The organism is Ensifer sp. EB106-05-01-XG146, assembly GCF_058791875.1.
Genome location: NZ_JBYTDX010000001.1, coordinates 1,403,828 through 1,425,202, shown reverse-complemented (window position 1 = coordinate 1,425,202; position 21,375 = coordinate 1,403,828). Strand labels below are relative to the sequence as shown.

Sequence of the window (21,375 nt, the reverse complement as noted above, 5' to 3'; positions counted from 1 at the left end):
AATACTAAACGCTATGTGTTCGCAATGAGCCGGTCGCCTTGACCGTTTCAGCCGTCTTCGACGGTCGCTTCAGGCCGATCGCCGCCATCCGTGTGTTCGAAGTGCCAGTGGCCCTCTTCGTCTTGGAAGCTGATCTCCTCGTCGTCGCCGCCGACTTGCTGTTCGGCGGCGGCGGCCTTGGCGGCGGCAAGCGCCGTTTCGCGGTTGGGAAAGGGTTCCGAAAAGGCGTCGGCGGCCTTATAGGCCCATCCGCCGTCATGAGGAACGATGGTGTACGTAATTCGCGCCATACTTCCCTCCCGATAATCCGAAAGACGTTTCCGTCTTCGGCGGGCCGTTGCCGCACGGCCCTGCATTCCTCCTCGTCAAAGGCATACTCAATGCCGAACGCCGCGGATATTAGCACAAGTGTGGTACGAATTGCCACATTCGCGAATCACCCGGAAAGGCTAGCCGCAAAACAAAAAGGCGGCCCCTTGCGGTGCCGCCTAAGCTCTTGAAACGATTGCGTCGAAATGATCAGGCCGAAAGCTTCGCAGCGATCTTGGCGACGTGCGCGCCCTGGAAGCGGGCCGCCTGGAGTTCGACCTCGGACGGCTGGCGCGAGCCGTCGGCATCGGTGATCGTCGAGGCGCCATAGGGCGAGCCGCCCTTGATTTCGTCAAGGCCCATCTGGCCCTGGAAGGCGTAGGGAAGACCAGCGACGACCATGCCGTGATGCATCAGCGTCGGAATGAAGCCGAGGATGGTGGATTCCTGACCGCCATGCTGGGTGGCCGAGGACGTGAAGACCGAGCCGACCTTGCCGACCAGCTTGCCAGACGCCCACAGGCTACCCGTCTGATCGATGAAGTTGCGCATCTGCGAAGCAACGGTGCCGAAGCGCGTGCCGGCGCCGAAGATGATCGCGTCGTATTGGGCAAGCTCCTCGACATGGGCGATCGGCGCGGCCTGGTCGAGCTTGAAATGAGAGGCCTTGGCGATCTCGTCCGGCACCAGTTCCGGAACGCGCTTGACGTCGACTTCGGCGCCGGCAGACTTGGCGCCTTCGGCCACGGCGTAAGCCATGGTTTCGACGTGTCCGTATGCCGAATAGTAGAGAACGAGAACCTTGGCCATAATTGCTCCTTTGGATACAAGCGATCCCACTTGATCACTGCTGCGCGGAAGATTTATCAAAATGCAGCCGCATGCGAGGAGCCGTCCGGGAAACAGACTGTTCTCGCAATGTGAACAATAATAATTCACTGTTAAATGACTGACTAAACAAACAGGATCACCCGATGAGCAGCATAAAAGTCGTCACTGCCGCCATGGTCGCCATCGGCGACGAACTTCTGTCGGGGCGAACCAAGGACAAGAACATCGGTCACCTCGCCGACATGATGACCATGGTCGGCATCGACCTGAAGGAAGTGCGCATCGTCGCCGACGACGAGGCGGCGATCGTCGAGGCGATCAACGCGGTGCGCAGCCGCTACGATTACGTCTTCACATCCGGCGGCATCGGCCCGACGCATGACGACATCACGGCCGATGCCGTGTCTCGCGCCTTCGGCGTCGAATGCATCTACGAGTCCGAGGCGATGGCGCTGCTCGGCGCCATGTACGAACGCCGCAACATGGAGTTTACCGACGCGCGCAAGCGCATGGCGCGCATGCCATTCGGTGCACGCCATATCCCCAACCCGGTATCGACAGCGCCTGGCTTCGCCATCGGCAACGTGCATGTCATGGCCGGCGTGCCGCAGGTCTTCCAGGCCATGCTCGACGCGCTGCTGCCCGGCCTGAACGTCGGCTCGCCCCTCCTCTCCCGCACCGTACGCTCGCCCTTCGGCGAGGGCGATATCGGCAGCCCGCTGACCGAAGTGCAGAAGAACCATCCGGAGACGAGCATCGGCTCCTACCCGAAATTTGACGGCAAGACCTTCTCGACGGATATCGTCGTGCGGGCCCGCGATCCGGAAGCGCTTGCTGCAGCGGAGGCTGATGTCCAGGCGATGATCCAGGCAATCGCCGATGCGCGGGCAAAGGGATAGCGCGAAGCCCTTGCACTCAAGGCCTCAATGCCGTTATTGCATGTCGGCAAATCAGGATGACGCGTTCCCGCCTGCCCGATCTGCCGGACGCTTCGCCTTACCCTCGTTCAGACAAGCCGGAGCCCACCCATGTCGCTGCCCGATAAAGCCTTTCCCGTTTCCTGGGACCAGTTCCACCGCGATGCCCGGGCGCTTGCCTGGCGGCTAGCCGACAACGGCCAGGAATGGCGTGCCATGGTTTGCATCACCCGTGGCGGCCTGGTTCCGGCCGCGATCATTTCGCGCGAACTCAATATCCGGATGATCGAAACCGTCTGCGTCGCCTCCTACCATGACTACGACACGCAGGGGCAGATGAAAGTGCTGAAGGGCATCACGCCTGAAATCACCAAGGACGGCGGTGAAGGCGTGCTGATCGTCGACGACCTGACGGACACCGGCAAGACCGCGGCCGAAGTACGGGCAATGCTGCCGAAGGCGCATTTCGCTGCCGTCTACGCAAAGCCGAAGGGCCGGCCGCTCGTCGATACCTTCGTGACCGAAGTCAGCCAGGACACCTGGATCTATTTCCCCTGGGACTTGGGCTTCACCTACCAGGAGCCGATCGCCAAGGGCACGCGCGGCTAACTGCCCATACGTTCCGGATGCGGCGTACGTCGCCTTTCCAAGCGGTGACTTGTCGGGCCGCGCGTTTTCGATCAGCTGATCGGCGGTATCGCGCCGATTAGCGCTTCAGCGGTCAAGCCTGGCCCTGCCTTGGCGCCCGCTGCGCCATGGCGCCAGACCGCGGCGGCCGCCGCCTCGAAGGCCGGCATTCCTTTCGCCAGATGCGCGCCGACGATGCCGGCAAGTACGTCCCCTGATCCGGCGGTTGCCAGCCACGGCGGCGCATTGTTGTTGACGACGGCCCGCCCGTCCGGCGCGGCAACGACGGTGTCGGCGCCCTTGTGGACGATCACGGCATGGCTCGCCCGCGCCGCGGCCTGCGCTTTCTCGATCTTCGAAAGCCCATGGTCTCCGGCGATCTCCGGAAAGAGGCGAGCGAACTCGCCATCATGCGGCGTCATCACCATTTGCCCGCCGCCTTTCGCCAGCGCTGCGAACAGTTCGCCGGGGTTCGTCTGGAACGAGGTGATGCCATCGGCGTCGAGCACCAGAGAGCGATCGCAGAGCGCAAGCGCAAAGTCCCTCGCCTTCTTGCCGATGCCAAAACCCGGCCCAAGCACGAAGCTTCCCAGGCGCTGGTCCTGTAGCCATTTGGTAAGCTCCCGCCTTCCTTCTATCTCCTTCACCATCACCGCCGTCAGATGAGACGCATTGATGCCGAGCGCGGCCTTGCCGGTGGCGACGGTAACCAGGCCAGCGCCAGCCGCAAGGCCCGCTGCCGCCGAAAGTCGCGCCGCGCCCGTTGCTTGGCGGTCGCCTGAGAAAACGACCAGATGCCCGCGCTTGAACTTGTGGGTCGAGGCCGCCAGGTCACCTCCCCAGCCCGCCCAGAGGAACGGCGCGATGAGGCGCAGCGAACCTGCACCGGCACGCACAATCCGCGCGGGAATGCCGATATCGAACACCTCGAGTGTGCCGCAGAGGGATCGCCCGGGCAGAAGCCAATGACCGGGCTTGGGCGCCATGAACGTGACGGTGTGGCGAGCGGCAAAGGCGGCGCCCCGGATCTCGCCCGTCCGGCCGTCGATGCCGCTCGGCAGATCGATGGCAACGACCGGAACGCCGCTGGCATTGACCCGTTCTATAAGGTGAGCGACGTCGTCAGGGAGGTCGCGTGACAAGCCCGCCCCAAAGAGCGCATCGATGACGACATCGCCAGCCTGTGGTTCGAATGCAGAGATTGGCGCAGCAGGACCACTCCAGTCGGACCAGGCCCGCGCTGCATCGCCTTGAAGCCTGGCGGGATCGCCGAGGACGAACACCGCGGCATCCGCCCCGCTTTCGGCAAGGCCGCGGGCTGCGATGTACCCGTCACCGCCATTGTTGCCTGGACCGCAGAGCACGACGAAGCGGCGGGCATCCGGAAAATGTCGCAGGGCCGCCGCCGTCACCGCCAGTCCGGCGTTGCGCATCAGCGTAAAACTATCGATGCCGGATTGGGCTGCCGCCCGGTCGATTGCCGTCATTTCGGCGGGCGTGATCAACAGGTGCTGAAGGTCGGAGCGCATGCGCCAGACTTATCCATGCCCACGCGCGTGAAGCAAGGCCTCAGCTCCTCCTTCACGATTGCCTTAAAATCATGCATTTGCACATAATTGTTGCTCAAATAACAAGCTTTGCGCCAGCAATGACGCGGAGACGCCGCAAAAAGCGGGCATCTTTAGATCGGAAATCATAAAAAATAGGCAGATCGCGCCCGCCGAAGGTATGGAAATCCCGCAATCGGCGCGCCGACAGCAGATTTTTTGTCGTTCTGACAGATTTTCGCAGAAAAACTGGCATGCAACGTGCATATTCAGGGCGAGCGGGCATGATCCTGCTTTCAAGGGAGAAGCGGAGAGACATTTTCTCATGAAAAAGATCGAAGCGATCATTAAGCCCTTCAAGCTCGACGAAGTGAAGGAAGCCCTTCAGGAAGTCGGTCTGCAGGGTATCACCGTCACGGAAGCCAAGGGCTTCGGGCGGCAGAAGGGTCACACGGAGCTGTATCGCGGCGCCGAATACGTGGTGGACTTCCTGCCGAAGGTAAAGGTCGAAGTCGTGCTGGCGGATGAAAACGCGGAGGCCGTCATCGAGGCGATCCGCAACGCCGCGCAAACCGGCCGCATTGGTGACGGAAAGATTTTCGTTTCCAATGTGGAAGAAGTCATCCGAATTCGCACGGGCGAAACCGGCCTCGACGCCATCTGACATCACGGGCCGTTCGGCCCGGTTCTTTTCAAATCCTCGTCATCTCACACAGGGAATAACGGCAAATGACGACTGCAAGCGATATTCTGAAGCAAATCAAGGACAACGACGTCAAGTTCGTCGACCTGCGCTTTACCGATCCCAAGGGCAAGCTGCAGCACGTAACGATGGATGTGGTCTGCGTCGACGAAGACATGTTCGCCGATGGCGTCATGTTCGACGGTTCCTCGATTGGCGGCTGGAAGGCCATCAACGAGTCCGACATGGTGCTGATGCCCGATCCGGAAACAGCGCATATGGACCCGTTCTTCGCGCAGTCGACGATGGTCATCATCTGCGACATTCTCGATCCGGTTTCGGGCGAATCCTACAACCGCGACCCGCGCGGCACGGCCAAGAAGGCTGAAGCCTACCTCAAGGCATCCGGCATCGGCGACACCGTCTTCGTTGGCCCGGAAGCAGAATTCTTCGTCTTCGACGACGTCAAGTACAAGGCCGACCCGTACAACACCGGCTTCAAGCTCGACTCCTCGGAACTGCCGTCGAACGACGACACCGATTATGAGACCGGCAACCTCGGCCACCGCCCGCGCGTCAAGGGCGGCTACTTCCCGGTTCCGCCGATCGACAGCTGCCAGGACATGCGCTCTGAAATGCTGACGGTTCTGTCCGAAATGGGCGTCACCGTCGAAAAGCATCACCACGAAGTGGCGGCCGCCCAGCACGAGCTCGGCGTCAAGTTCGACGCGCTGGTGCGCAACGCCGACAAGATGCAGATCTACAAGTACGTCGTGCACCAGGTCGCCAATGCCTATGGCAAGACGGCAACCTTCATGCCGAAGCCGATCTTCGGCGACAACGGCTCGGGCATGCACGTACACCTGTCGATCTGGAAGGACGGCAAGCCGACCTTCGCCGGCGATGAATATGCCGGCCTGTCGGAATCCTGCCTCTACTTCATCGGCGGCATCATCAAGCATGCCAAGTCGCTGAACGCCTTCACCAACCCGTCGACGAACTCCTACAAACGTCTCGTCCCGGGCTATGAAGCACCGGTTCTGCTCGCCTATTCGGCACGCAACCGTTCGGCTTCGTGCCGCATTCCGTTCGGCACCAACCCGAAGGCCAAGCGCGTCGAAGTCCGCTTCCCGGACCCGACCGCCAACCCCTACCTCGCCTTCGCAGCCATGCTGATGGCCGGCCTCGACGGCATCAAGAACAAGCTGCACCCCGGCAAGGCCATGGACAAGGACCTTTATGACCTGCCGCCGAAGGAACTGAAGAAGATCCCGACCGTTTGCGGCTCGCTGCGCGAAGCGCTGGAAAGCCTCGACAAGGACCGCAAGTACCTGACGGCCGGCGGCGTCTTCGACGACGACCAGATCGATTCCTTCATCGAACTTAAGATGCAGGAAGTCATGCGCTTCGAAATGACCCCGCATCCGGTCGAGTACGACATGTACTACTCGGTCTAAAACCATTGGAACCGGCGGCATCGGCAACCGGTTCAAGCCGTGCTCAAGGGCCGGCGGCTTCTCAAACGGAGCCGCCGGCCTTTTCTTTGGCGCGCACGATTGCGAGCGCCCTGAACAAGGAGCGGCACGAAACCGTCGAATTGTGTGATATTATGTTGCCAACAACTTTTGCGCGTCCGCGGGACACGCGCGGCGAGATCGATCAATGGAGGGTGTAGGGAATTCCCTATTGATGTTTTGGGTTCGCCAACCCAGATAATCTCCTGAAAGGATGTGTTGCGTCATGAAACAGAGAAACGCCAAATTCGAGATCGGACAGGTGGTTCGCCATCGGGTTTTCCCGTTCCGCGGCGTCATTTTCGACGTCGACCCGGAATACGCCAACACCGAGGAGTGGTGGAACGCCATTCCGCAGGAGATCCGCCCGAGCAAGGATCAGCCCTTCTATCACCTGTTCGCCGAGAACGACGACAGCGAGTATGTCGCCTACGTCTCCGAGCAGAACCTGGAATTCGACGACAGCGACCGGCCGATGCGCCACGCGCAAGTCGATGCCCTGTTCGACAAGGATGGCGTCGGCCACTACAGACCCAAGGCGACGTTCCGGCACTAAGGCACTGCGCTCTCGAACAAATGAAAACGCCCGGACCGCGAGGTCCGGGCGTTTCTTTATGAGTTTGCGGAGGACCGCTTAGTTCTGCTTGGCAGCCTTCTGGGCTTCTTCAAGCTTCTTGCGCGCGTCCTCGGCCTTCTTCTGCATTTCTTCCTGCAGCAGGCGCTGACGCTCTTCGAGCTGCGACTGCTCGATCGGCTCGCCGTCGAACACACCGGTGAAGCCCGTCAGGGCCATCTTGATCGGGTTCGGAGCGCGCTGGAAGTTGACCGAGGTGAAGACGACCTCATTGCCCTTCTTCAGGCTGGCGATCAGCTGGTCGGAAAGCGGCGCTTCTGCAACGCACTTGTCGGGCATGCAGATGGCGTAGTCGAGCTTGACCGGCTTGCCGCCGTCGATCTGCATCTGAACGCCGGTCGGAATGAGGCGCGCGGACGGTACGGAAACCTGCATGATCTTGCGGTTGACCTTGCCGGAGACGGTGATGAGGCCGACAGCGGTCACGAGCTGGCCGTTGTTGGCGGTCAGCAGGTTCTGAACGATGCAGACATCGTTGTCTTCCTGCTTGGTGCAAACCTTGAACCAGCCCTGCGGCGGCTTGCCGCCAGCCTGCTGTGCAGACGCAACGCTCGGAACGCCCGCAGCAGCTACAGTGAGCGCCAGCGCTGCCATGCCCGAACGTTTTGCAATATTCGACTTGAAGATCATTGTGATTCCGTCTCCTGAAATCCGGTAACGGAACAGTTGTTCCGCAGGTGAGTATCGTCAGCCGCCGTTGTCCTGTTGGCCAAATAAGGCAAATGCATGACCCCGTTTCCGGAAACACCTGTTACATTGGCTCGCTTCGATTATCCAGTGTTTCCTGTCATTTTTTGACTTCATACTAGGCGGAATTTGGACCGCGGATCGGTTGGATTCATCCGTCGGCATTGGTAACGTTCGGGGAATCGGCCTGTTGATACCCCTCACGGGAGGTGACCTTGCGTGCAATTCTTTCCGGTCTGGCGCTGATCCTGACCGCCACTTCATTCGGCACTGCTGCGGCAGCCGCTCCCGTGCATGCGATTGCCATGCACGGAGAGCCGGCGCTGCCTGCCGATTTCAAGAACTTTCCCTACGTCAATCCGGACGTAAAAAAGGGTGGAAAGATCTCCTATGGCGTCGTCGGCAGCTTCGACAGCCTCAATCCCTTCATCCTGAAGAGCATGCGCACCACCGCACGCGGCATGTGGGATCCGGAATACGGCAACCTCGTCTACGAATCGCTGATGCAGCGTTCGCGCGACGAGGCCTTCACCATGTATGGCCTGCTCGCCGAAACAGTGGAGTGGGATGACGACCGGACCTTCATCCAGTTCAATCTCAACCCGAAGGCCCGCTGGGCCGACGGGCAACCTGTTACCGCCGAGGACGTGATCTTCAGCTTCGAGCTGCTGCGTGACAAGGGGCGTGTCCCCTTCAGCAACCGCATGGCCAAGGTGGCGAAGCTCGAAAAGGTCGGGGAGCGCAGCGTGCGCTTTACCTTCACCGAGGATGCCGACCGCGAGCTGCCGCTCCTGCTCGGCCTGTCGCCGGTGCTGCCGAAACATGCCATCGACCTTGCGACCTTCGACCAGACCACGCTGAAGCCGCCGCTCGGCTCCGGCCCCTACCGCGTCGCGGAGGTGAAACCGGGCGAGCGCATCGTCTACAAGCGAAACCCGGACTATTGGGCCAAGGACCTGCCCTCGAAGGTCGGCCAGGACAATTACGACGAGATCTCCGTGGAGTATTTCCTCCAGGAGAACTCGCTGTTCGAAGCCTTCAAGAAGGGCGAGATCGACATCTATCCGGAAGGCAGCGCCACCAAGTGGGCGCGCGGCTACGATTTCCCGGCGGTTCGTTCCGGCGAGGTCGTCAAGGAAACCTTCACGCCGAAGACGCCGTCCGGCATGCTCGGCATCGTCTTCAATACCCGCAGGCCAATGTTCGACAACTTGAAGCTCCGCCAGGGCCTGGCGCTGGTCTTCGACTTCGAGTGGGTCAACAAGAACCTCTTCGACAGCGCCTATACGCGCACGCAGAGCTACTGGCAGAACTCGGCGCTGAGTTTTCTCGGCGCACCGGCCGACGACCGCGAACTCGGCCTGATCGGCGACGCCCGCGATCGAATCAACCCGGCGATCCTCGACGGCACCTATCGCCTGCCGGTGACCGACGCGTCCGGGCGCGATCGCAACGTGCTGCGTGTTGCCGTCTCTCTGATGCGCGAGGCCGGCTATCAGATCAAGGACGGCAAGATGGTCGACCCGCAGGGCAAACCGCTCGCGTTCGAGATCATGAGCCAGAATGCCGGCCAGGAAAAAATCGCCCTCGCCTACCAGCGATTTCTCGCACCTCTCGGCATCCAGGCGTCCGTGCGCACTGTCGACGATTCGCAGTACCAGCAGCGCAGCCAGTCCTTCGACTACGACGTGATCATCAAATCCTTCCCCTCGACGCTGTCACCCGGCATCGAGCAGGCCGGGCGCTGGACCTCACAGGCGCGCGACCGGCAGGGCAGCGACAACTTCGCCGGCGTCGCCGACAAGGACGTCGACCGGATGGTCAATAACATCCTGCAGGCCCGCACGAGCGAAGACTTCACGGCGGCGGTGCGTGCGCATGACCGGTTGCTCGTCAACAATTCCTATCTGGTGCCGCTCTATCACCTCGACGCACAGTGGGTGGCGCGACGCAAGCATATCGGCCGGCCCGATACCATGCCGCTCTACGGCTACCAGCTTCCGACCTGGTGGGATCAAAACGCACAATAGAGGGTTGGTTCCCTTTTGGTAACGCATTGAAAGCCGGATGAAACCGGCTTATCTCGCCTTCAACCGAACAAGGAAAGGCGCCCACACCATGCAAACCGTCAGCATCGATATTGTCTCGGACGTTGTTTGTCCCTGGTGTTATCTCGGCAAGGCGCGGCTCGACCAGGCGATTGCCAATCTTCCGGACGTGCTGGTCACGGTCAACTGGCGCCCCTACCAGCTCAATCCCGACCTGCCGCCCGAGGGGATCGATCACAAGCGGCATCTTGCCGAGAAGCTCGGAGGCCAGGCGGCCGTCGATCGCGCCCACGACACGCTGCGCGAACTCGGCAATGCCGACGGCATCGCCTTCGACTTCGATGCGGTGAAGATCAGCCCGAACACGCTTGACGCTCATCGGCTTGTCCGCTGGGCCGCGACCAACGGCGAGCAGGCGCAGTCGGCCGTCGTCGGCTTGCTGTTCAAGGCCAATTTCGAAGAAGGCCGCAATGTCGGTGATCACGCGGTCCTGCTCGATATCGCCGAGCAAGCAGGCCTCGATCGCCCCGTCGTTGCGGCTCTGCTTGGCTCCGATGCCGACAAGGATGCGGTCAAGGAAGAGGTTGGCATGGCCCGCGAGATGGGCGTGACCGGCGTTCCCTGCTTCATCCTCGAAGGACAATATGCCGTGATGGGCGCGCAATCGGTCGACGTATTGACGAATGCGCTGCGCGAAATCGCCGAGATGAAGGCGAGCGGCAAGCCGAACTGATCTCGACACGACCTGAAACAGACTTGCTCGACAGACCTCGACCGTACTGCCGCACCACGCGGCAGTACGGTTTTTTCTTACTTCGCCAGGCCGGCGAGCTGCGTCATCACCATTGCTGCACCGGACAGGCGCTTTTCCGGCGTCGCCAGTTCGCGCTGGAAGAAGATGCTCTGGTCGGGCCGGATCTTCGAAAGCGTGCCCTGCTTGGCGATGTAACCCACCAGTGCCGCAGGGTTCGGGAATTCCTTGTTGCGGAACTGCACGACGACGCCCTTCGGCCCGGCATCGAGCTTCTCGACATTCGCCGTGCGGCAGAGCGACTTGATGTAGACGATCTTCAAGAGATGCTGGACCTCGATCGGCAGCGGACCGAAGCGGTCGATCATCTCGGCGCCGAAGCCGTCGATCTCCTTCAGGTCCGTCAGTTCGCCGAGACGACGATAAAGGCCGAGCCTCAGATGCAGATCCGGAACGTAGTGTTCCGGGATCATGACGGGCGTTCCGACCGAAATCTGCGGCGACCAGCCGGTGTCGTGGATTTCTTCCTCACCCTTGAGTTCGGCGACCGCTTCCTCGAGCATCTGCTGGTAAAGCTCGAAGCCAACCTCCTTGATATGGCCCGACTGCTCTTCGCCGAGCAGGTTGCCAGCACCGCGGATATCGAGGTCGTGACTTGCGAGCTGGAAACCGGCACCGAGCGTGTCGAGCGACTGCAGCACCTTCAGCCGGCGTTCGGCCATGCCCGTCAGCGTCTTGTTGACCGGCAGAGTGAACAGCGCAAAGGCGCGCACCTTCGAGCGACCGACGCGACCGCGAAGCTGGTAGAGCTGCGCAAGACCGAACATGTCGGCACGATGCACGATCAGCGTGTTGGCCGTCGGTACGTCGAGACCGGATTCGACGATCGTCGTCGACAGCAGCACATCGTAACGGCCGTCATAGAAGGCGTTCATGATGTCTTCGAGCTCGGTTGCCGGCATCTGGCCGTGGGCGACGGCTACCTTCAGCTCCGGAACGTCCGACTTCAGGAAATCATGGATTTCCGACAGGTCGCTCAGGCGCGGGCAGACATAGAAGCTCTGGCCGCCGCGATAGTGCTCGCGCATCAGCGTTTCCCGGATCACCAGCGCATCGAAGGGCGAGATGAAGGTGCGCACCGCCATGCGGTCGACCGGCGGCGTCGTGATCAGCGACAGTTCACGCACCCCGGTCAGGGCAAGCTGCAGCGTGCGCGGGATCGGCGTCGCCGAAAGCGTTAACACGTGCACGTCGGACTTCAGCTCCTTCAGCCGCTCCTTGTGCTTGACACCGAAGTGCTGTTCCTCGTCGATAATCAAGAGGCCGAGATTGGCAAAGTTGACCGACGTGCCGAGGAGCGCATGGGTACCGACGACGACATCGGTCTTGCCATCGGCCACTTCCTTCTTCGTCAGCGCCAGTTCCTTGGAACCGACGAGGCGCGACGCCTGCTGGATGCGGATCGGCAGCCCACGGAACCGTTCGGAAAAGGTCTTGAAGTGCTGGCGGGCAAGCAGCGTCGTCGGCACGACGACCGCGACCTGTACGCCGTTCATGGCAGCGATGAAGGCGGCACGAAGCGCCACTTCCGTCTTGCCGAAGCCGACGTCGCCGCAGACGAGGCGGTCCATCGGACGGCCGCTGCCGAGATCTTCCCGCACCGCCTCGATCGAGTTCAGCTGGTCTTCGGTCTCGTCATAGGGGAAGCGAGCGGCAAACTCATCATAGACGCCGTCCTGTGCGGCGAGCACCGGCGCCCGGCGCGTATGGCGTTCGGCGGCGATGCGAATGAGGCCGCCCGCCATATCGAGCAGCCGCTTCTTGAGCTTGGCCTTGCGCGCCTGCCAGGCGACGCCGCCGAGCTTGTCGAGGATCGCATCGGTGCCTTCTGAACCGTAGCGCGACAGAAGCTCGATGTTTTCGACCGGCAGGAACAGCTTGGCATCGTCGGCATAGACGAGCTCGAGGCAATCATGCGGGGCACCGACCGCCTCGATGGTGCGCAGGCCGACGAAACGGCCGATGCCGTGTTCGGCGTGCACGACATAGCTGCCCTCGTCGAGACCAGCCACCTCGGCGATGAAGTCGGCACCGCGCTTGCGCCGCTTCGAGCGGCGGACCATGCGGTCGCCCAGAATATCCTGTTCGCCGATGATAACGAGATCGCCCGTCTCGAAACCGGCTTCGATGCTGAGCACGGCCGAGGCCGCCTCGCCCGGCTTCAGCGACTTGATCTCGGCGAGTGCCTTGATGGGCTTGACGTTGCCGAGACCGTGTTCGGCGAGAACCTGGAGCAGGCGATCGAGCGATCCTTCGCTCCAGCCTGAAATCACCACCTTGGCGCCCTTCGAGCGCCGCTCGGCGATGTACTTGACCGCCTGATCGAAGACGTTAACGCGTTCGTCTTCGGCTTCGCCCTCACCCGCCGACTTCGCCCAACGCATGCCCTGGCGCGCATCGACCGAGATGACCTGGCGGGCTTCGCCCTCGTGCTCGTTGAAGGGCGACAGGCGAATGGCGTCGCGTGAGCTCAGGCCGGCGTTGAAGCCCTGCGAGCTGAGATAGAGCAGCTCCGGCGGAACCGGCTTGTAGGGCGTACCCTGGGTGGCCTGCGCCTTGCCCGGAGACGCCGAGGCTAAACGGGCGTCGTAATAGTCGAGAATGAGCTTCGAGCGCTCAGCCGCAGCTTCGCGCGCCAGATGATCGGTGACGATACGGAAGCCGTCGAGATAGTCGAAGACTGTCTCCAGCCCGTCATAGAACAGCGGCAGCCAATGCTCCATGCCGGCATAGCGCCGGCCTTCGGAGACAGCCTGGTAAAGCGCGTCGTCGCGGGTCGTCGCGCCGAACAGCGACAGGTAGTGCTTACGGAAATGGCTGATCGTTTCGGGCGTCAGCGACACCTCGCTCATCGGATTGAGATCGAGGGAGCGGACCTGACCGGTCGTGCGCTGACTTGCAGGATCGAACGAGCGGATTGTTTCGAGCGTATCGCCGAAGAAATCAAGGCGCAGCGGCTCGCCGCTCCCCGGCACGAAGACATCGAGGATGCCGCCGCGCACTGCGTATTCGCCAACCTCACGCACGGTCGCGACACGCTCGAAGCCGTTGCGCTCCAGCCGCATCGCGATGTCGTCCATACGCACCTGATTGCCCGGACGGGCCGAAAACGCCAGGCTTTGGATCACGTCCTGCGGCGAGATCTTCTGGAGGGCGGCGTTGACCGTCACCAGCACGATCGCCGCATGCGGCTTCTTCTTGTGCGCAATCAAGGCGCTCAGCGCCGCCAGCCGCCGTGCCGACGTGTCGGCGCTCGGCGAGACGCGGTCATAGGGAAGGCAGTCCCAGCCGGGAAGCGTCAGCACCGGAATGTCGGGCGCGACGAATGAGAGGACCTGCTCAAGATCGGCGATCCGCTGGCCGTCCGATAGAATGTAGGCGACCGGCTGGCCGGCGCGGGCGAGCTCAGCAAGGATCAGCGCCTCGGCCCCGGAGGGCACCGGCCCGATCGTGATCTCTCGCTGTGCTTCGACAATCTTCTTCGGATCAAGGCCAGCCAGCATCATCGGTCTATTTCATCCCTTCGGGAAGCTTGTCGAAATCCGGACGATAGGCAGCGATGCGCTGAAACATCTGCGTCTGATAGCAAGCCGGCACCGGCTGTTCGCCGATGATCCACTTGACGAGATCGTTGTCTTCCTCGCCCATGATCGTCTCGAGTTCATCGAGTTGTGCTTCAGAAAGCGTCGAGAGCTCAGCCTCTGCAAATTGCCCGAGGATCAAATCCATCTCGCGAATGCCGCGATGCCAGGCACGGAACAGGATCCGCCGTCGACGCGGATCGAGATCGGCGCTGGTGCGAGAGATACCGGTCATGGGAAATTCCTTCCTGCCGCCCGCGATGACGCCTGCACGCTCGGACGAACGCGCGAGGCCTTTGGGGTACGGTTTGTCGTCAACGGCTCTATAAACTCTGAATAGCCGATTGTCAGCCTTGCCAAAGCCCGAATTATCATCGCAATTTCATCGCCATGCGCCCCGCCCTGCTAGATCCGCTCTTCTCCCCGCTCGACACGCTTCCAGGCATCGGCCCGAAGATCGGCGAACTTTATGCCCGTTTGCTCGGTCGCGAGACGATCGAAGACTGCCGCGTGGTCGATCTCGTTTTTCACGCGCCGCATTCGTTGATCGACCGGCGCCAACAGCCTGGCATCGCCCACGCGCCTCAAGGGGTTATCGTCACCATCACCGGTCGGGTCGATCGCCACCAGCCGCCCCCGCGCGGAAAGCCCAACCTGCCCTATCGCGTCTTCCTGCATGACGAGACCGGGGAGCTGGCGCTCACCTACTTCCGCGTCAAGGGCAACTGGTTGGAAAAATCGCTGCCGGTCGATGAGACAGTCATCGTCAGCGGCAAGGTCGACTGGTTCAACGGCCGCCCCTCCATGGTTCACCCTGACTATGCGGTCCGGGCAAGCGAGGCGGAAAACCTGCCGCTGGTCGAGCCGGTCTACGGGCTGACAGCGGGACTTTCACCAAGGATATTGCGCAAGTCGATCGAGGCCGCCGTCGCCCGCGTTCCGGACATGCCCGAATGGATGGACGACGCGCTGCTGACGCGACAAGGTTTCAGCACCGCAGCCGAAAGTTTCCGCGCGCTGCATGATCCCCGCGACGCGACCGACCTTGATCCGCAGGCACCTGCCCGCCGCCGCCTCGCCTATGACGAGTTTCTCGCCGGGCAATTGTCCCTGGCTCTCGTTCGCCAGCGCCTGCGCAAGGTCGCGGGAGTACCGGTTCACGCGACCGGTGTGCTTTCCCGTCCGGTCATCGACGCCCTTCCCTTTTCCTTGACAGCCAGTCAGTCGACGGCGATCGCCGACATCCTGAAGGACATGGCCGGCACCGAGCGTATGCTCCGGCTGCTGCAAGGCGATGTCGGCTCCGGCAAGACGATGGTGGCGCTGATGGCGATGCTCGCCGCCGTCGAATCCGGCGGTCAGGCGGTGCTGATGGCGCCGACCGAAATTCTCGCCCGCCAGCACCATGCGACGCTTGCAAGGATGGCCGCATCCGCCGGCATCGCCATCGACGTTTTGACCGGCCGCACCAAGGGCAAGGAGCGCGGCGCCATTCTCGAGCGCATCGCGTCCGGAGAAACGCGCATGGTGATCGGCACGCATGCGCTTTTCCAGGACACGGTGAGCTACAAGGAGCTGACACTGGCGGTGGTGGACGAACAGCATCGCTTCGGCGTTCACCAGCGCCTGCGCCTGACCGCCAAGGGCATCTCGCCGCATATGCTGGTCATGACGGCAACGCCGATCCCGCGCACGCTGGTGCTTGCCGCCTTCGGCGACATGGACGTTTCGAAGCTCACGGAAAAGCCCGCCGGACGCAAGCCGATCCAGACGGTGACGATCCCGACGGAGCGCGTTGGCGACATCGTCGATCGGCTCGACGCTGCCCTTCGCGAAGGCAAGAAGGCCTATTGGATCTGCCCGCTCGTGGAAGAGTCCGAAGCCGTCGACGTCATGTCGGCCGAAGAACGATACGAAGGCCTCGCCAAGCGCTTCGGCAACAATGTCGGCCTGGTACACGGCCGTATGAACGGGGCGGAGAAGGACGCCGTCATGCTCGCCTTCAAGAACGGCGAGGTCCGCCTGCTGGTTGCGACAACAGTCGTGGAAGTCGGCGTCGACGTGCCCGACGCAACAATCATGGTGATCGAGCATGCGGAACGCTTCGGCCTTGCCCAGCTTCACCAGTTGCGCGGCCGCGTCGGCCGTGGCGACGAGGCATCGACGTGCATCCTGCTCTACAAGGGACCGCTCGGCGAAACCGGCCGCGCGCGGCTCTCGATCCTGCGCGACAGCGAGGACGGCTTCCTGATCGCCGAGGAAGACCTGAAGCTGCGCGGCGAAGGCGAGTTGCTCGGCACGCGCCAGTCAGGCACGCCCGGTTTTCGCATCGCCAGCCTGGAGGCCCACGGCGATCTGCTCGAAATCGCGCGGAAGGACGCCGCCTACGTGATCGAGCGCGATCCGGACCTCACTTCGGAGCGCGGCGAAGCGCTCCGTACGCTGCTCTATCTCTACCGCCGCGATGAGGCGATCCGCTTCCTGCGCGCCGGCTGACCGACCACCCTGCCAAACCGACGATCACGGCGGCCCGGCATCAAGATACGGGAATCTCAGTCTTCTGCTGACCGATTTTCAAAGGTGCATTGGCGAGCGGCTTCTGGTCGGGCGTCACGAGGCCCCCCGAGATCAGGAGCTTCGCCGCGTCCTCCGCGCTCATGTCAAGCGGGATGATCTTGTCGCGCGGGATGAACAGCAGGAACCCCGCCGTCGGGATCGGGGTCGGCGGCAGGAAGACCGCGACCATGTCCATGCCGCGTTCCTTGAATTTCGAGGCGATCTCGCCTTTCACATCCGTTGCGATGAACACCAGCGACCAGATGCCCGGGCTCGGATACTCGATCAGCCCGGCCTTCTTGAAGGAGGAGGACTGTTCCTGCAGCACCGTCTGGAATATCTGCTTGGTGGACTTGTAGATCGTGCGGACGAGAGGCGTCCGATTGAGGAGCGACTCGGCGAAATTCACGATCGACCGACCGACGAGGTTTGCGGTCATGAAACCGACGAAGGTGATCACGAAAATGGCGACGAGCAGACCGAAGCCGGGAATGGCCACGGGCGAATAGGTGTCCGGATTATAGAAGTTCGGCAGGTAGGGCTTCACCCAACCGTCGGCCCAGTCGATGAAGGTGCGCACGAGCCAGACGGTGATCGCGACCGGTGCGCAGATGATCAAACCCGTCAGGAAGTAGTTGCGCAGCCGGGTGCCGATATAGCCGCGTTTCGAATGTTCCGTCATGCTTCTTCCGTCTCAACCTCACTCGACGCCGAAGGCCGGATGATAGGCGACCGTACCGGCCGCCATCGCGCCGGAGAGAGCCAGCGCCATGAAATATTGCGGCGCACAACCGGGGAATACAAGAGCCGATTCGTTACGGAAACCGAACTTTTGATACAAGGCCGGATCACCGACGACAACGCAGCCGGCGGCCCCTTCCGCCCGCAGCCATTCGAGCCCCTCGAGGATCAGCTGCCGGCCGATGCCCTGGGCCTGAACGTCCGGCTTGACCGAGACCGGCCCAAGCCCGAACCAGCCGGGCTCTTCCGGCGTCAGAGTGACGGGCGAAAAGGCGATGTGCCCGACGACTTCCTCGTTCATCTCGGCGACCAGCGACACACTCAGCGCACCGGACTCACGCAGTCGCTCGATGATGAAGGGTTCGCTCTGGTCGCTGTGCGGATGCCCTTCGAAGGCGGCCGCGGTCACGGCATGTATCACCGCTTCGTCGCCGGGGCGCTCGTGCCGGACATAGATCATTCGACGGTCACCGATTTGGCGAGGTTGCGGGGCTGGTCGACGTCGGTGCCCATGAACACCGCCGTGTGATAGGCAAGGAGCTGGATCGGCAGCGAGAAGATCATCGGCGCGATGACCTCATCGACATCAGGCAACACGATCGTCGCCATGGTCTCGAGCTTCGAGGCGGCGGCGCCCTTCTCGTCGGTGATGAGAATGATCCGGCCGCCGCGGGCCGCGACTTCCTGCATGTTGGAAACGGTCTTCTCGTAGAAGCGGTCGTGCGGCGCGATGACGATAACCGGCATGTTCTCGTCAATCAGCGCGATCGGTCCATGCTTCAGTTCGCCGGCGGCATAACCTTCCGCATGGATATAGGAGATCTCCTTGAGCTTGAGCGCCCCCTCCATCGCCAGCGGGAAGCTGGTGCCGCGGCCGAGGTAGAGAACGTCGCGGCACTTCGACAGCTCGCGCGAAAGAAGCTCGATCTTCGGCTGAACGGCGTTCAGCACCTGCCCCATGATGCGCGGCATTTCCGCGAGATAGCGAACCAAGACCTGCTCTTCCTCAGCACTCACCGTGCCGCGGGCGCGACCGGCACCGATCGCGAGCGACGCCAGCACTGCGAGCTGGCAGGTGAAGGCCTTGGTCGAGGCGACACCGATTTCCGGGCCGGCAAGGATCGGAAAGACCGCATCGGATTCACGCGCGATGGTCGATTCACGCGTGTTGACCACGGCACCGATCTTCAGGCCAAGTTCCTTGCAATAGCGCAGCGACGCCAGCGTATCAGCGGTTTCGCCGGATTGAGAGATGAACAACGCGGCCGCCTCGGAAGGCAGCGGGATCTCGCGGTAGCGGAACTCGGACGCGACGTCGATTTCCACCGGCAGGCGCGCGTAACGCTCAAACCAGTACTTGCCGACGAGGCCTGCGAGATAGGCGGTGCCGCAGGCGGAAATCGCAAGGCTCGGAATCTTGGCGAAATCGATCGTGCCTGAGAGCGCCTTGATGCGGTTGCCGGCAAAATCGATGTAGTGGCTGAGCGCGTGCGCGATCACCTCCGGCTGCTCATAGATCTCCTTCTCCATGAAGTGCCGGTGGTTGCCCTTGTCGATCATGTAGGCGGCGGCCGTAGACAGCTGCTTCGGCCGGTCGACGACGTTACCGTCGAGGTCGAAGATATGCACGCCGTTCGCCCCGATCACCGCCCAGTCGCCATCGATCAGATAGGTGATCTCGTTGGTGAAGGGCGCAAGCGCGATCGCGTCGGAGCCGAGGAACATTTCGCCGCGGCCGTGACCGATCGCAAGCGGCGGGCCGTTACGCGCCGCCATGATCGTCGAAGGATCGTCCTGGAAGAGCACCGCCAGCGCATAGGCACCGGTGACGCGCTTCAGCATCGCGTGCATGGCTTCGCGCCGGCCGAGGCCTTCGCGACGGAACTTGGAGAGCAGATGGGCCACAACCTCGGTGTCGGTGTCGGTCTCGAACTTTGCGCCACTGGCGATCAGTTCGTCCTTCAGCTCGGCGAAGTTCTCAATGATGCCGTTGTGGACGACGGCGACCCCGTCGGTGAAATGCGGGTGGGCGTTGCGTTCGGTCGGCGCGCCATGGGTTGCCCAGCGCGTGTGGGCAATGCCGATCGTGCCGGCGAGCGGCTCTTCGCGCAGCCTGATCTCCAGATTGACGAGCTTGCCCTCGGCGCGCCGCCGCTCCAGCTTGCCGCCAATGACGGTGGCGACACCGGCGGAATCATAACCGCGGTATTCCAAGCGCTTCAGCGCATCGACCAGTCGTTCCGATACCGGCTGGTTGCCAACGATGCCTACAATACCGCACATAGTCGTCTCCGAATTCGTCCCCGCGCCGCGATCGGCGCCCCTGTTCAACGAGGGCGGAAATGCCGCCCGGCGCGCTGTCTTGGTAAAGCATTTGCAGGTCGAGGCAATCCGCCCCGATTTCACTTTCGATTTCAATGTTTAACGCCGCCGCATGTTCCCGCGAATCCTAGCGGAATCAAGCGACATGCAGCAAATCCGAGGCGAACCCGCGGACACGCGGGCACCACGGGCCTAACCGGCAGCCTTCGCCGACTTCTTGGCTGCCTTCACCGCCTCGTACCGCTCGCGCAGCAGCCGTGCCCGGCCAGGCTTGATCTCCTGGCGTGCGCGGCCAAAGGCGACGGCGTCGGCCGGCACATCCTCGGTGATGACGCTGCCGGAGGCGACCAGGGCGCCGTTGCCGATCGTCACCGGCGCAACCAGAGACGAGTTCGAGCCGATAAAGGCATTTTCGCCGATCCGCGTCTCGTGCTTGTTCACACCATCGTAATTGCAGGTGATCGTGCCGGCGCCGATGTTGGTGCCTGCGCCGACGAACGCATCGCCGATATACGTCAGGTGATTGACCTTGGCGCCGGCGCCGATCTCAGCCTTCTTGACCTCGCAGAAATTGCCGACCTTGGAGTTTTCGCCGAGATCGGCACCCGGGCGCAGGCGTGCGTACGGACCGACCGTCGCGCCGGCGCGCACCGTCGCACCCTCGACATGCGAGAAGGCATGAATGATCGCGCCGCTCTCGACGCGCACGCCCGGGCCGAAGACGACATTCGGCTCGACCAGGACATCCTGCTCCAGCGCGGTATCCCAGGCGAGAAACACGGTTTCCGGCGCGATCATCGATACGCCCGACAGCATCAGCTCGTGGCGGCGGCGCTGCTGCCAAAGCCGCTCGATGAAGGCGAGCTCGGCGCGCGTGTTGCAGCCAGTCAGTTCTTCTTCGGGGGCCTCGACGGCAATCGCCTGCCCACCGATCTCGCGGACGATCTCCACGAGGTCGGTCAGGTAATACTCGCCCTTGACGTTGGCGTTACCGATGCGGCCGAGAAGATCGAGTGCCTTGCGACCGTCGATCGCCATCAGGCCGCCGTTGCAATAGGTGATGCGGCGCTCTTCTTCCGTTGCGTCCTTGTGCTCGCGAATGGCGAGCAGCGCGCCGTCCTTTACGATCAGGCGGCCGTAGCCCGACGGGTCTGCCGCCTCGAAGCCGATCACCACCACATCGTTGCCGGCCGCAAGTCCCTCGCGAGCGGCCCGAAGTGGTTCAGGCTGGATCAGCGGCGTGTCGCCGAAAACGACGAGAATGTCGTCGAACCGCTTTGCGATGGCGTCGCGGGCAGCAAGCACCGCATGGCCGGTGCCGAGCCGTTCCTTCTGCAGATAGGACGAAACCGACACGCCGCCGATGTCGGCGGCAGCCGAGACCGCGTCGGCGTCGCGGCCGACGACGAGAGCGATATCCGAGATGGAAGCGTTTGAGAGCGCCTCGACGACGTGGGCGATCATCGGCCGGCCCGCCACCGGATGCAGCACCTTCGACATGGACGATTTCATCCGCGTGCTTTCACCCGCAGCCAAAACGATGGCCAGGCACGTCCGTTCCATATATC

At 62.4% G+C, this 21,375-nt stretch carries 18 protein-coding genes; 8 read left to right on the top strand and 10 right to left on the bottom strand.

Annotation, left to right across the window (positions count from 1 at the left end; translation table 11 throughout):
* Positions 1 to 47: 47 nt before the first annotated feature.
* Both AC3WVQ_RS06910 and wrbA read right to left on the bottom strand, forming a co-directional pair.
* Positions 48 to 290, bottom strand: a complete 243-nt coding sequence (locus AC3WVQ_RS06910) for a DUF2188 domain-containing protein (RefSeq protein WP_034791085.1) — start codon at positions 288 to 290, stop codon at positions 48 to 50.
* Positions 291 to 519: 229 nt separating this feature from the next.
* Positions 520 to 1,119: an NAD(P)H:quinone oxidoreductase gene (gene wrbA, locus AC3WVQ_RS06905; RefSeq protein WP_034791083.1), complete on the bottom strand. Its 600-nt coding sequence runs from the start codon at positions 1,117 to 1,119 to the stop codon at positions 520 to 522.
* Between the two features lie 164 nt (positions 1,120 to 1,283).
* Here wrbA and AC3WVQ_RS06900 point away from each other — a divergent pair, with 164 nt between their 5' ends.
* Together AC3WVQ_RS06900 and gpt are read left to right on the top strand one after the other, a co-directional pair.
* On the top strand, positions 1,284 to 2,039 hold the full coding sequence (locus tag AC3WVQ_RS06900; protein ID WP_089044665.1) for a competence/damage-inducible protein A: 756 nt from the start codon (positions 1,284 to 1,286) through the stop codon (positions 2,037 to 2,039).
* Positions 2,040 to 2,168: 129 nt separating this feature from the next.
* On the top strand, positions 2,169 to 2,666 hold the full coding sequence (gpt, locus tag AC3WVQ_RS06895) for a xanthine phosphoribosyltransferase (RefSeq protein WP_034791068.1): 498 nt from the start codon (positions 2,169 to 2,171) through the stop codon (positions 2,664 to 2,666).
* 71 nt (positions 2,667 to 2,737) lie between these two features.
* Here the strand turns inward: gpt and AC3WVQ_RS06890 are convergent, their stop codons facing one another.
* Positions 2,738 to 4,213, bottom strand: coding sequence for an NAD(P)H-hydrate epimerase (locus AC3WVQ_RS06890; protein ID WP_110819791.1), 1,476 nt, complete (start codon positions 4,211 to 4,213; stop codon positions 2,738 to 2,740).
* 343 nt (positions 4,214 to 4,556) lie between these two features.
* On the opposite strand from AC3WVQ_RS06890, the gene AC3WVQ_RS06885 reads away from it, so the two are divergent.
* From AC3WVQ_RS06885 to hspQ, 3 genes are all read left to right on the top strand, one after another.
* Entirely contained in the window at positions 4,557 to 4,895 is a 339-nt protein-coding gene (locus AC3WVQ_RS06885) for a P-II family nitrogen regulator (RefSeq protein ID WP_003528058.1), read from the top strand.
* A gap of 65 nt (positions 4,896 to 4,960) precedes the next feature.
* Positions 4,961 to 6,370: a type I glutamate--ammonia ligase gene (glnA, locus tag AC3WVQ_RS06880; RefSeq protein ID WP_034791062.1), complete on the top strand. Its 1,410-nt coding sequence runs from the start codon at positions 4,961 to 4,963 to the stop codon at positions 6,368 to 6,370.
* Positions 6,371 to 6,653: 283 nt separating this feature from the next.
* On the top strand, positions 6,654 to 6,983 hold the full coding sequence (gene hspQ, locus AC3WVQ_RS06875) for a heat shock protein HspQ (protein ID WP_034791060.1): 330 nt from the start codon (positions 6,654 to 6,656) through the stop codon (positions 6,981 to 6,983).
* Positions 6,984 to 7,061: 78 nt separating this feature from the next.
* Here the strand turns inward: hspQ and AC3WVQ_RS06870 are convergent, their stop codons facing one another.
* Positions 7,062 to 7,691 (bottom strand): invasion associated locus B family protein, encoded by a 630-nt coding sequence (locus tag AC3WVQ_RS06870; protein WP_034791027.1) that lies wholly within the window; start codon positions 7,689 to 7,691, stop codon positions 7,062 to 7,064.
* A gap of 272 nt (positions 7,692 to 7,963) precedes the next feature.
* On the opposite strand from AC3WVQ_RS06870, the gene AC3WVQ_RS06865 reads away from it, so the two are divergent.
* On the top strand, positions 7,964 to 9,778 hold the full coding sequence (locus tag AC3WVQ_RS06865) for an extracellular solute-binding protein (RefSeq protein WP_082572999.1): 1,815 nt from the start codon (positions 7,964 to 7,966) through the stop codon (positions 9,776 to 9,778).
* Positions 9,779 to 9,866: 88 nt separating this feature from the next.
* On the top strand, positions 9,867 to 10,529 hold the full coding sequence (locus AC3WVQ_RS06860; RefSeq protein ID WP_060517076.1) for a DsbA family oxidoreductase: 663 nt from the start codon (positions 9,867 to 9,869) through the stop codon (positions 10,527 to 10,529).
* 77 nt (positions 10,530 to 10,606) lie between these two features.
* Here the strand turns inward: AC3WVQ_RS06860 and mfd are convergent, their stop codons facing one another.
* On the bottom strand, positions 10,607 to 14,110 hold the full coding sequence (mfd, locus tag AC3WVQ_RS06855; RefSeq protein WP_060517410.1) for a transcription-repair coupling factor: 3,504 nt from the start codon (positions 14,108 to 14,110) through the stop codon (positions 10,607 to 10,609).
* A 7-nt stretch (positions 14,111 to 14,117) separates the two neighbouring features.
* Positions 14,118 to 14,423 (bottom strand): FAD assembly factor SdhE, encoded by a 306-nt coding sequence (locus AC3WVQ_RS06850; protein WP_034791024.1) that lies wholly within the window; start codon positions 14,421 to 14,423, stop codon positions 14,118 to 14,120.
* Positions 14,424 to 14,578: 155 nt separating this feature from the next.
* Here AC3WVQ_RS06850 and recG point away from each other — a divergent pair, with 155 nt between their 5' ends.
* Positions 14,579 to 16,684, top strand: coding sequence for an ATP-dependent DNA helicase RecG (gene recG, locus AC3WVQ_RS06845; RefSeq protein WP_110819792.1), 2,106 nt, complete (start codon positions 14,579 to 14,581; stop codon positions 16,682 to 16,684).
* 40 nt (positions 16,685 to 16,724) lie between these two features.
* On the opposite strand, the gene AC3WVQ_RS06840 is transcribed toward recG, so the two are convergent.
* From AC3WVQ_RS06840 to glmU, 4 genes are all read right to left on the bottom strand, one after another.
* Positions 16,725 to 17,426 (bottom strand): DUF502 domain-containing protein, encoded by a 702-nt coding sequence (locus AC3WVQ_RS06840; protein ID WP_034791018.1) that lies wholly within the window; start codon positions 17,424 to 17,426, stop codon positions 16,725 to 16,727.
* 18 nt (positions 17,427 to 17,444) lie between these two features.
* A complete protein-coding gene (locus AC3WVQ_RS06835; RefSeq protein ID WP_034791382.1) occupies positions 17,445 to 17,942 on the bottom strand; it encodes a GNAT family N-acetyltransferase in 498 nt (165 codons plus the stop codon).
* A complete protein-coding gene (gene glmS / locus AC3WVQ_RS06830) occupies positions 17,942 to 19,768 on the bottom strand; it encodes a glutamine--fructose-6-phosphate transaminase (isomerizing) (protein ID WP_034791015.1) in 1,827 nt (608 codons plus the stop codon). Before glmS ends, AC3WVQ_RS06835 begins: the two co-directional genes overlap by 1 nt.
* A gap of 231 nt (positions 19,769 to 19,999) precedes the next feature.
* Positions 20,000 to 21,370, bottom strand: coding sequence for a bifunctional UDP-N-acetylglucosamine diphosphorylase/glucosamine-1-phosphate N-acetyltransferase GlmU (gene glmU, locus AC3WVQ_RS06825; RefSeq protein ID WP_090295573.1), 1,371 nt, complete (start codon positions 21,368 to 21,370; stop codon positions 20,000 to 20,002).
* Between the last annotated feature and the right edge of the window lie 5 nt (positions 21,371 to 21,375).

What these genes read in the sequence shown, in the direction of transcription:
- glmS (WP_034791015.1), bottom strand. Translation starts at nt 19,768, where the DNA reads ATGTGCGGTATTGTAGGCATCGTTGGCAACCAGCCGGTATCGGAACGA.
- recG (WP_110819792.1), top strand. Translation starts at nt 14,579, where the DNA reads ATGCGCCCCGCCCTGCTAGATCCGCTCTTCTCCCCGCTCGACACGCTT.
- hspQ (WP_034791060.1), top strand. Translation starts at nt 6,654, where the DNA reads ATGAAACAGAGAAACGCCAAATTCGAGATCGGACAGGTGGTTCGCCAT.
- AC3WVQ_RS06840 (WP_034791018.1), bottom strand. Translation starts at nt 17,426, where the DNA reads ATGACGGAACATTCGAAACGCGGCTATATCGGCACCCGGCTGCGCAAC.
- AC3WVQ_RS06870 (WP_034791027.1), bottom strand. Translation starts at nt 7,691, where the DNA reads ATGATCTTCAAGTCGAATATTGCAAAACGTTCGGGCATGGCAGCGCTG.
- mfd (WP_060517410.1), bottom strand. Translation starts at nt 14,110, where the DNA reads ATGCTGGCTGGCCTTGATCCGAAGAAGATTGTCGAAGCACAGCGAGAG.
- wrbA (WP_034791083.1), bottom strand. Translation starts at nt 1,119, where the DNA reads ATGGCCAAGGTTCTCGTTCTCTACTATTCGGCATACGGACACGTCGAA.
- AC3WVQ_RS06860 (WP_060517076.1), top strand. Translation starts at nt 9,867, where the DNA reads ATGCAAACCGTCAGCATCGATATTGTCTCGGACGTTGTTTGTCCCTGG.
- glmU (WP_090295573.1), bottom strand. Translation starts at nt 21,370, where the DNA reads ATGGAACGGACGTGCCTGGCCATCGTTTTGGCTGCGGGTGAAAGCACG.
- gpt (WP_034791068.1), top strand. Translation starts at nt 2,169, where the DNA reads ATGTCGCTGCCCGATAAAGCCTTTCCCGTTTCCTGGGACCAGTTCCAC.
- AC3WVQ_RS06910 (WP_034791085.1), bottom strand. Translation starts at nt 290, where the DNA reads ATGGCGCGAATTACGTACACCATCGTTCCTCATGACGGCGGATGGGCC.
- glnA (WP_034791062.1), top strand. Translation starts at nt 4,961, where the DNA reads ATGACGACTGCAAGCGATATTCTGAAGCAAATCAAGGACAACGACGTC.
- AC3WVQ_RS06885 (WP_003528058.1), top strand. Translation starts at nt 4,557, where the DNA reads ATGAAAAAGATCGAAGCGATCATTAAGCCCTTCAAGCTCGACGAAGTG.
- AC3WVQ_RS06850 (WP_034791024.1), bottom strand. Translation starts at nt 14,423, where the DNA reads ATGACCGGTATCTCTCGCACCAGCGCCGATCTCGATCCGCGTCGACGG.
- AC3WVQ_RS06890 (WP_110819791.1), bottom strand. Translation starts at nt 4,213, where the DNA reads ATGCGCTCCGACCTTCAGCACCTGTTGATCACGCCCGCCGAAATGACG.
- AC3WVQ_RS06900 (WP_089044665.1), top strand. Translation starts at nt 1,284, where the DNA reads ATGAGCAGCATAAAAGTCGTCACTGCCGCCATGGTCGCCATCGGCGAC.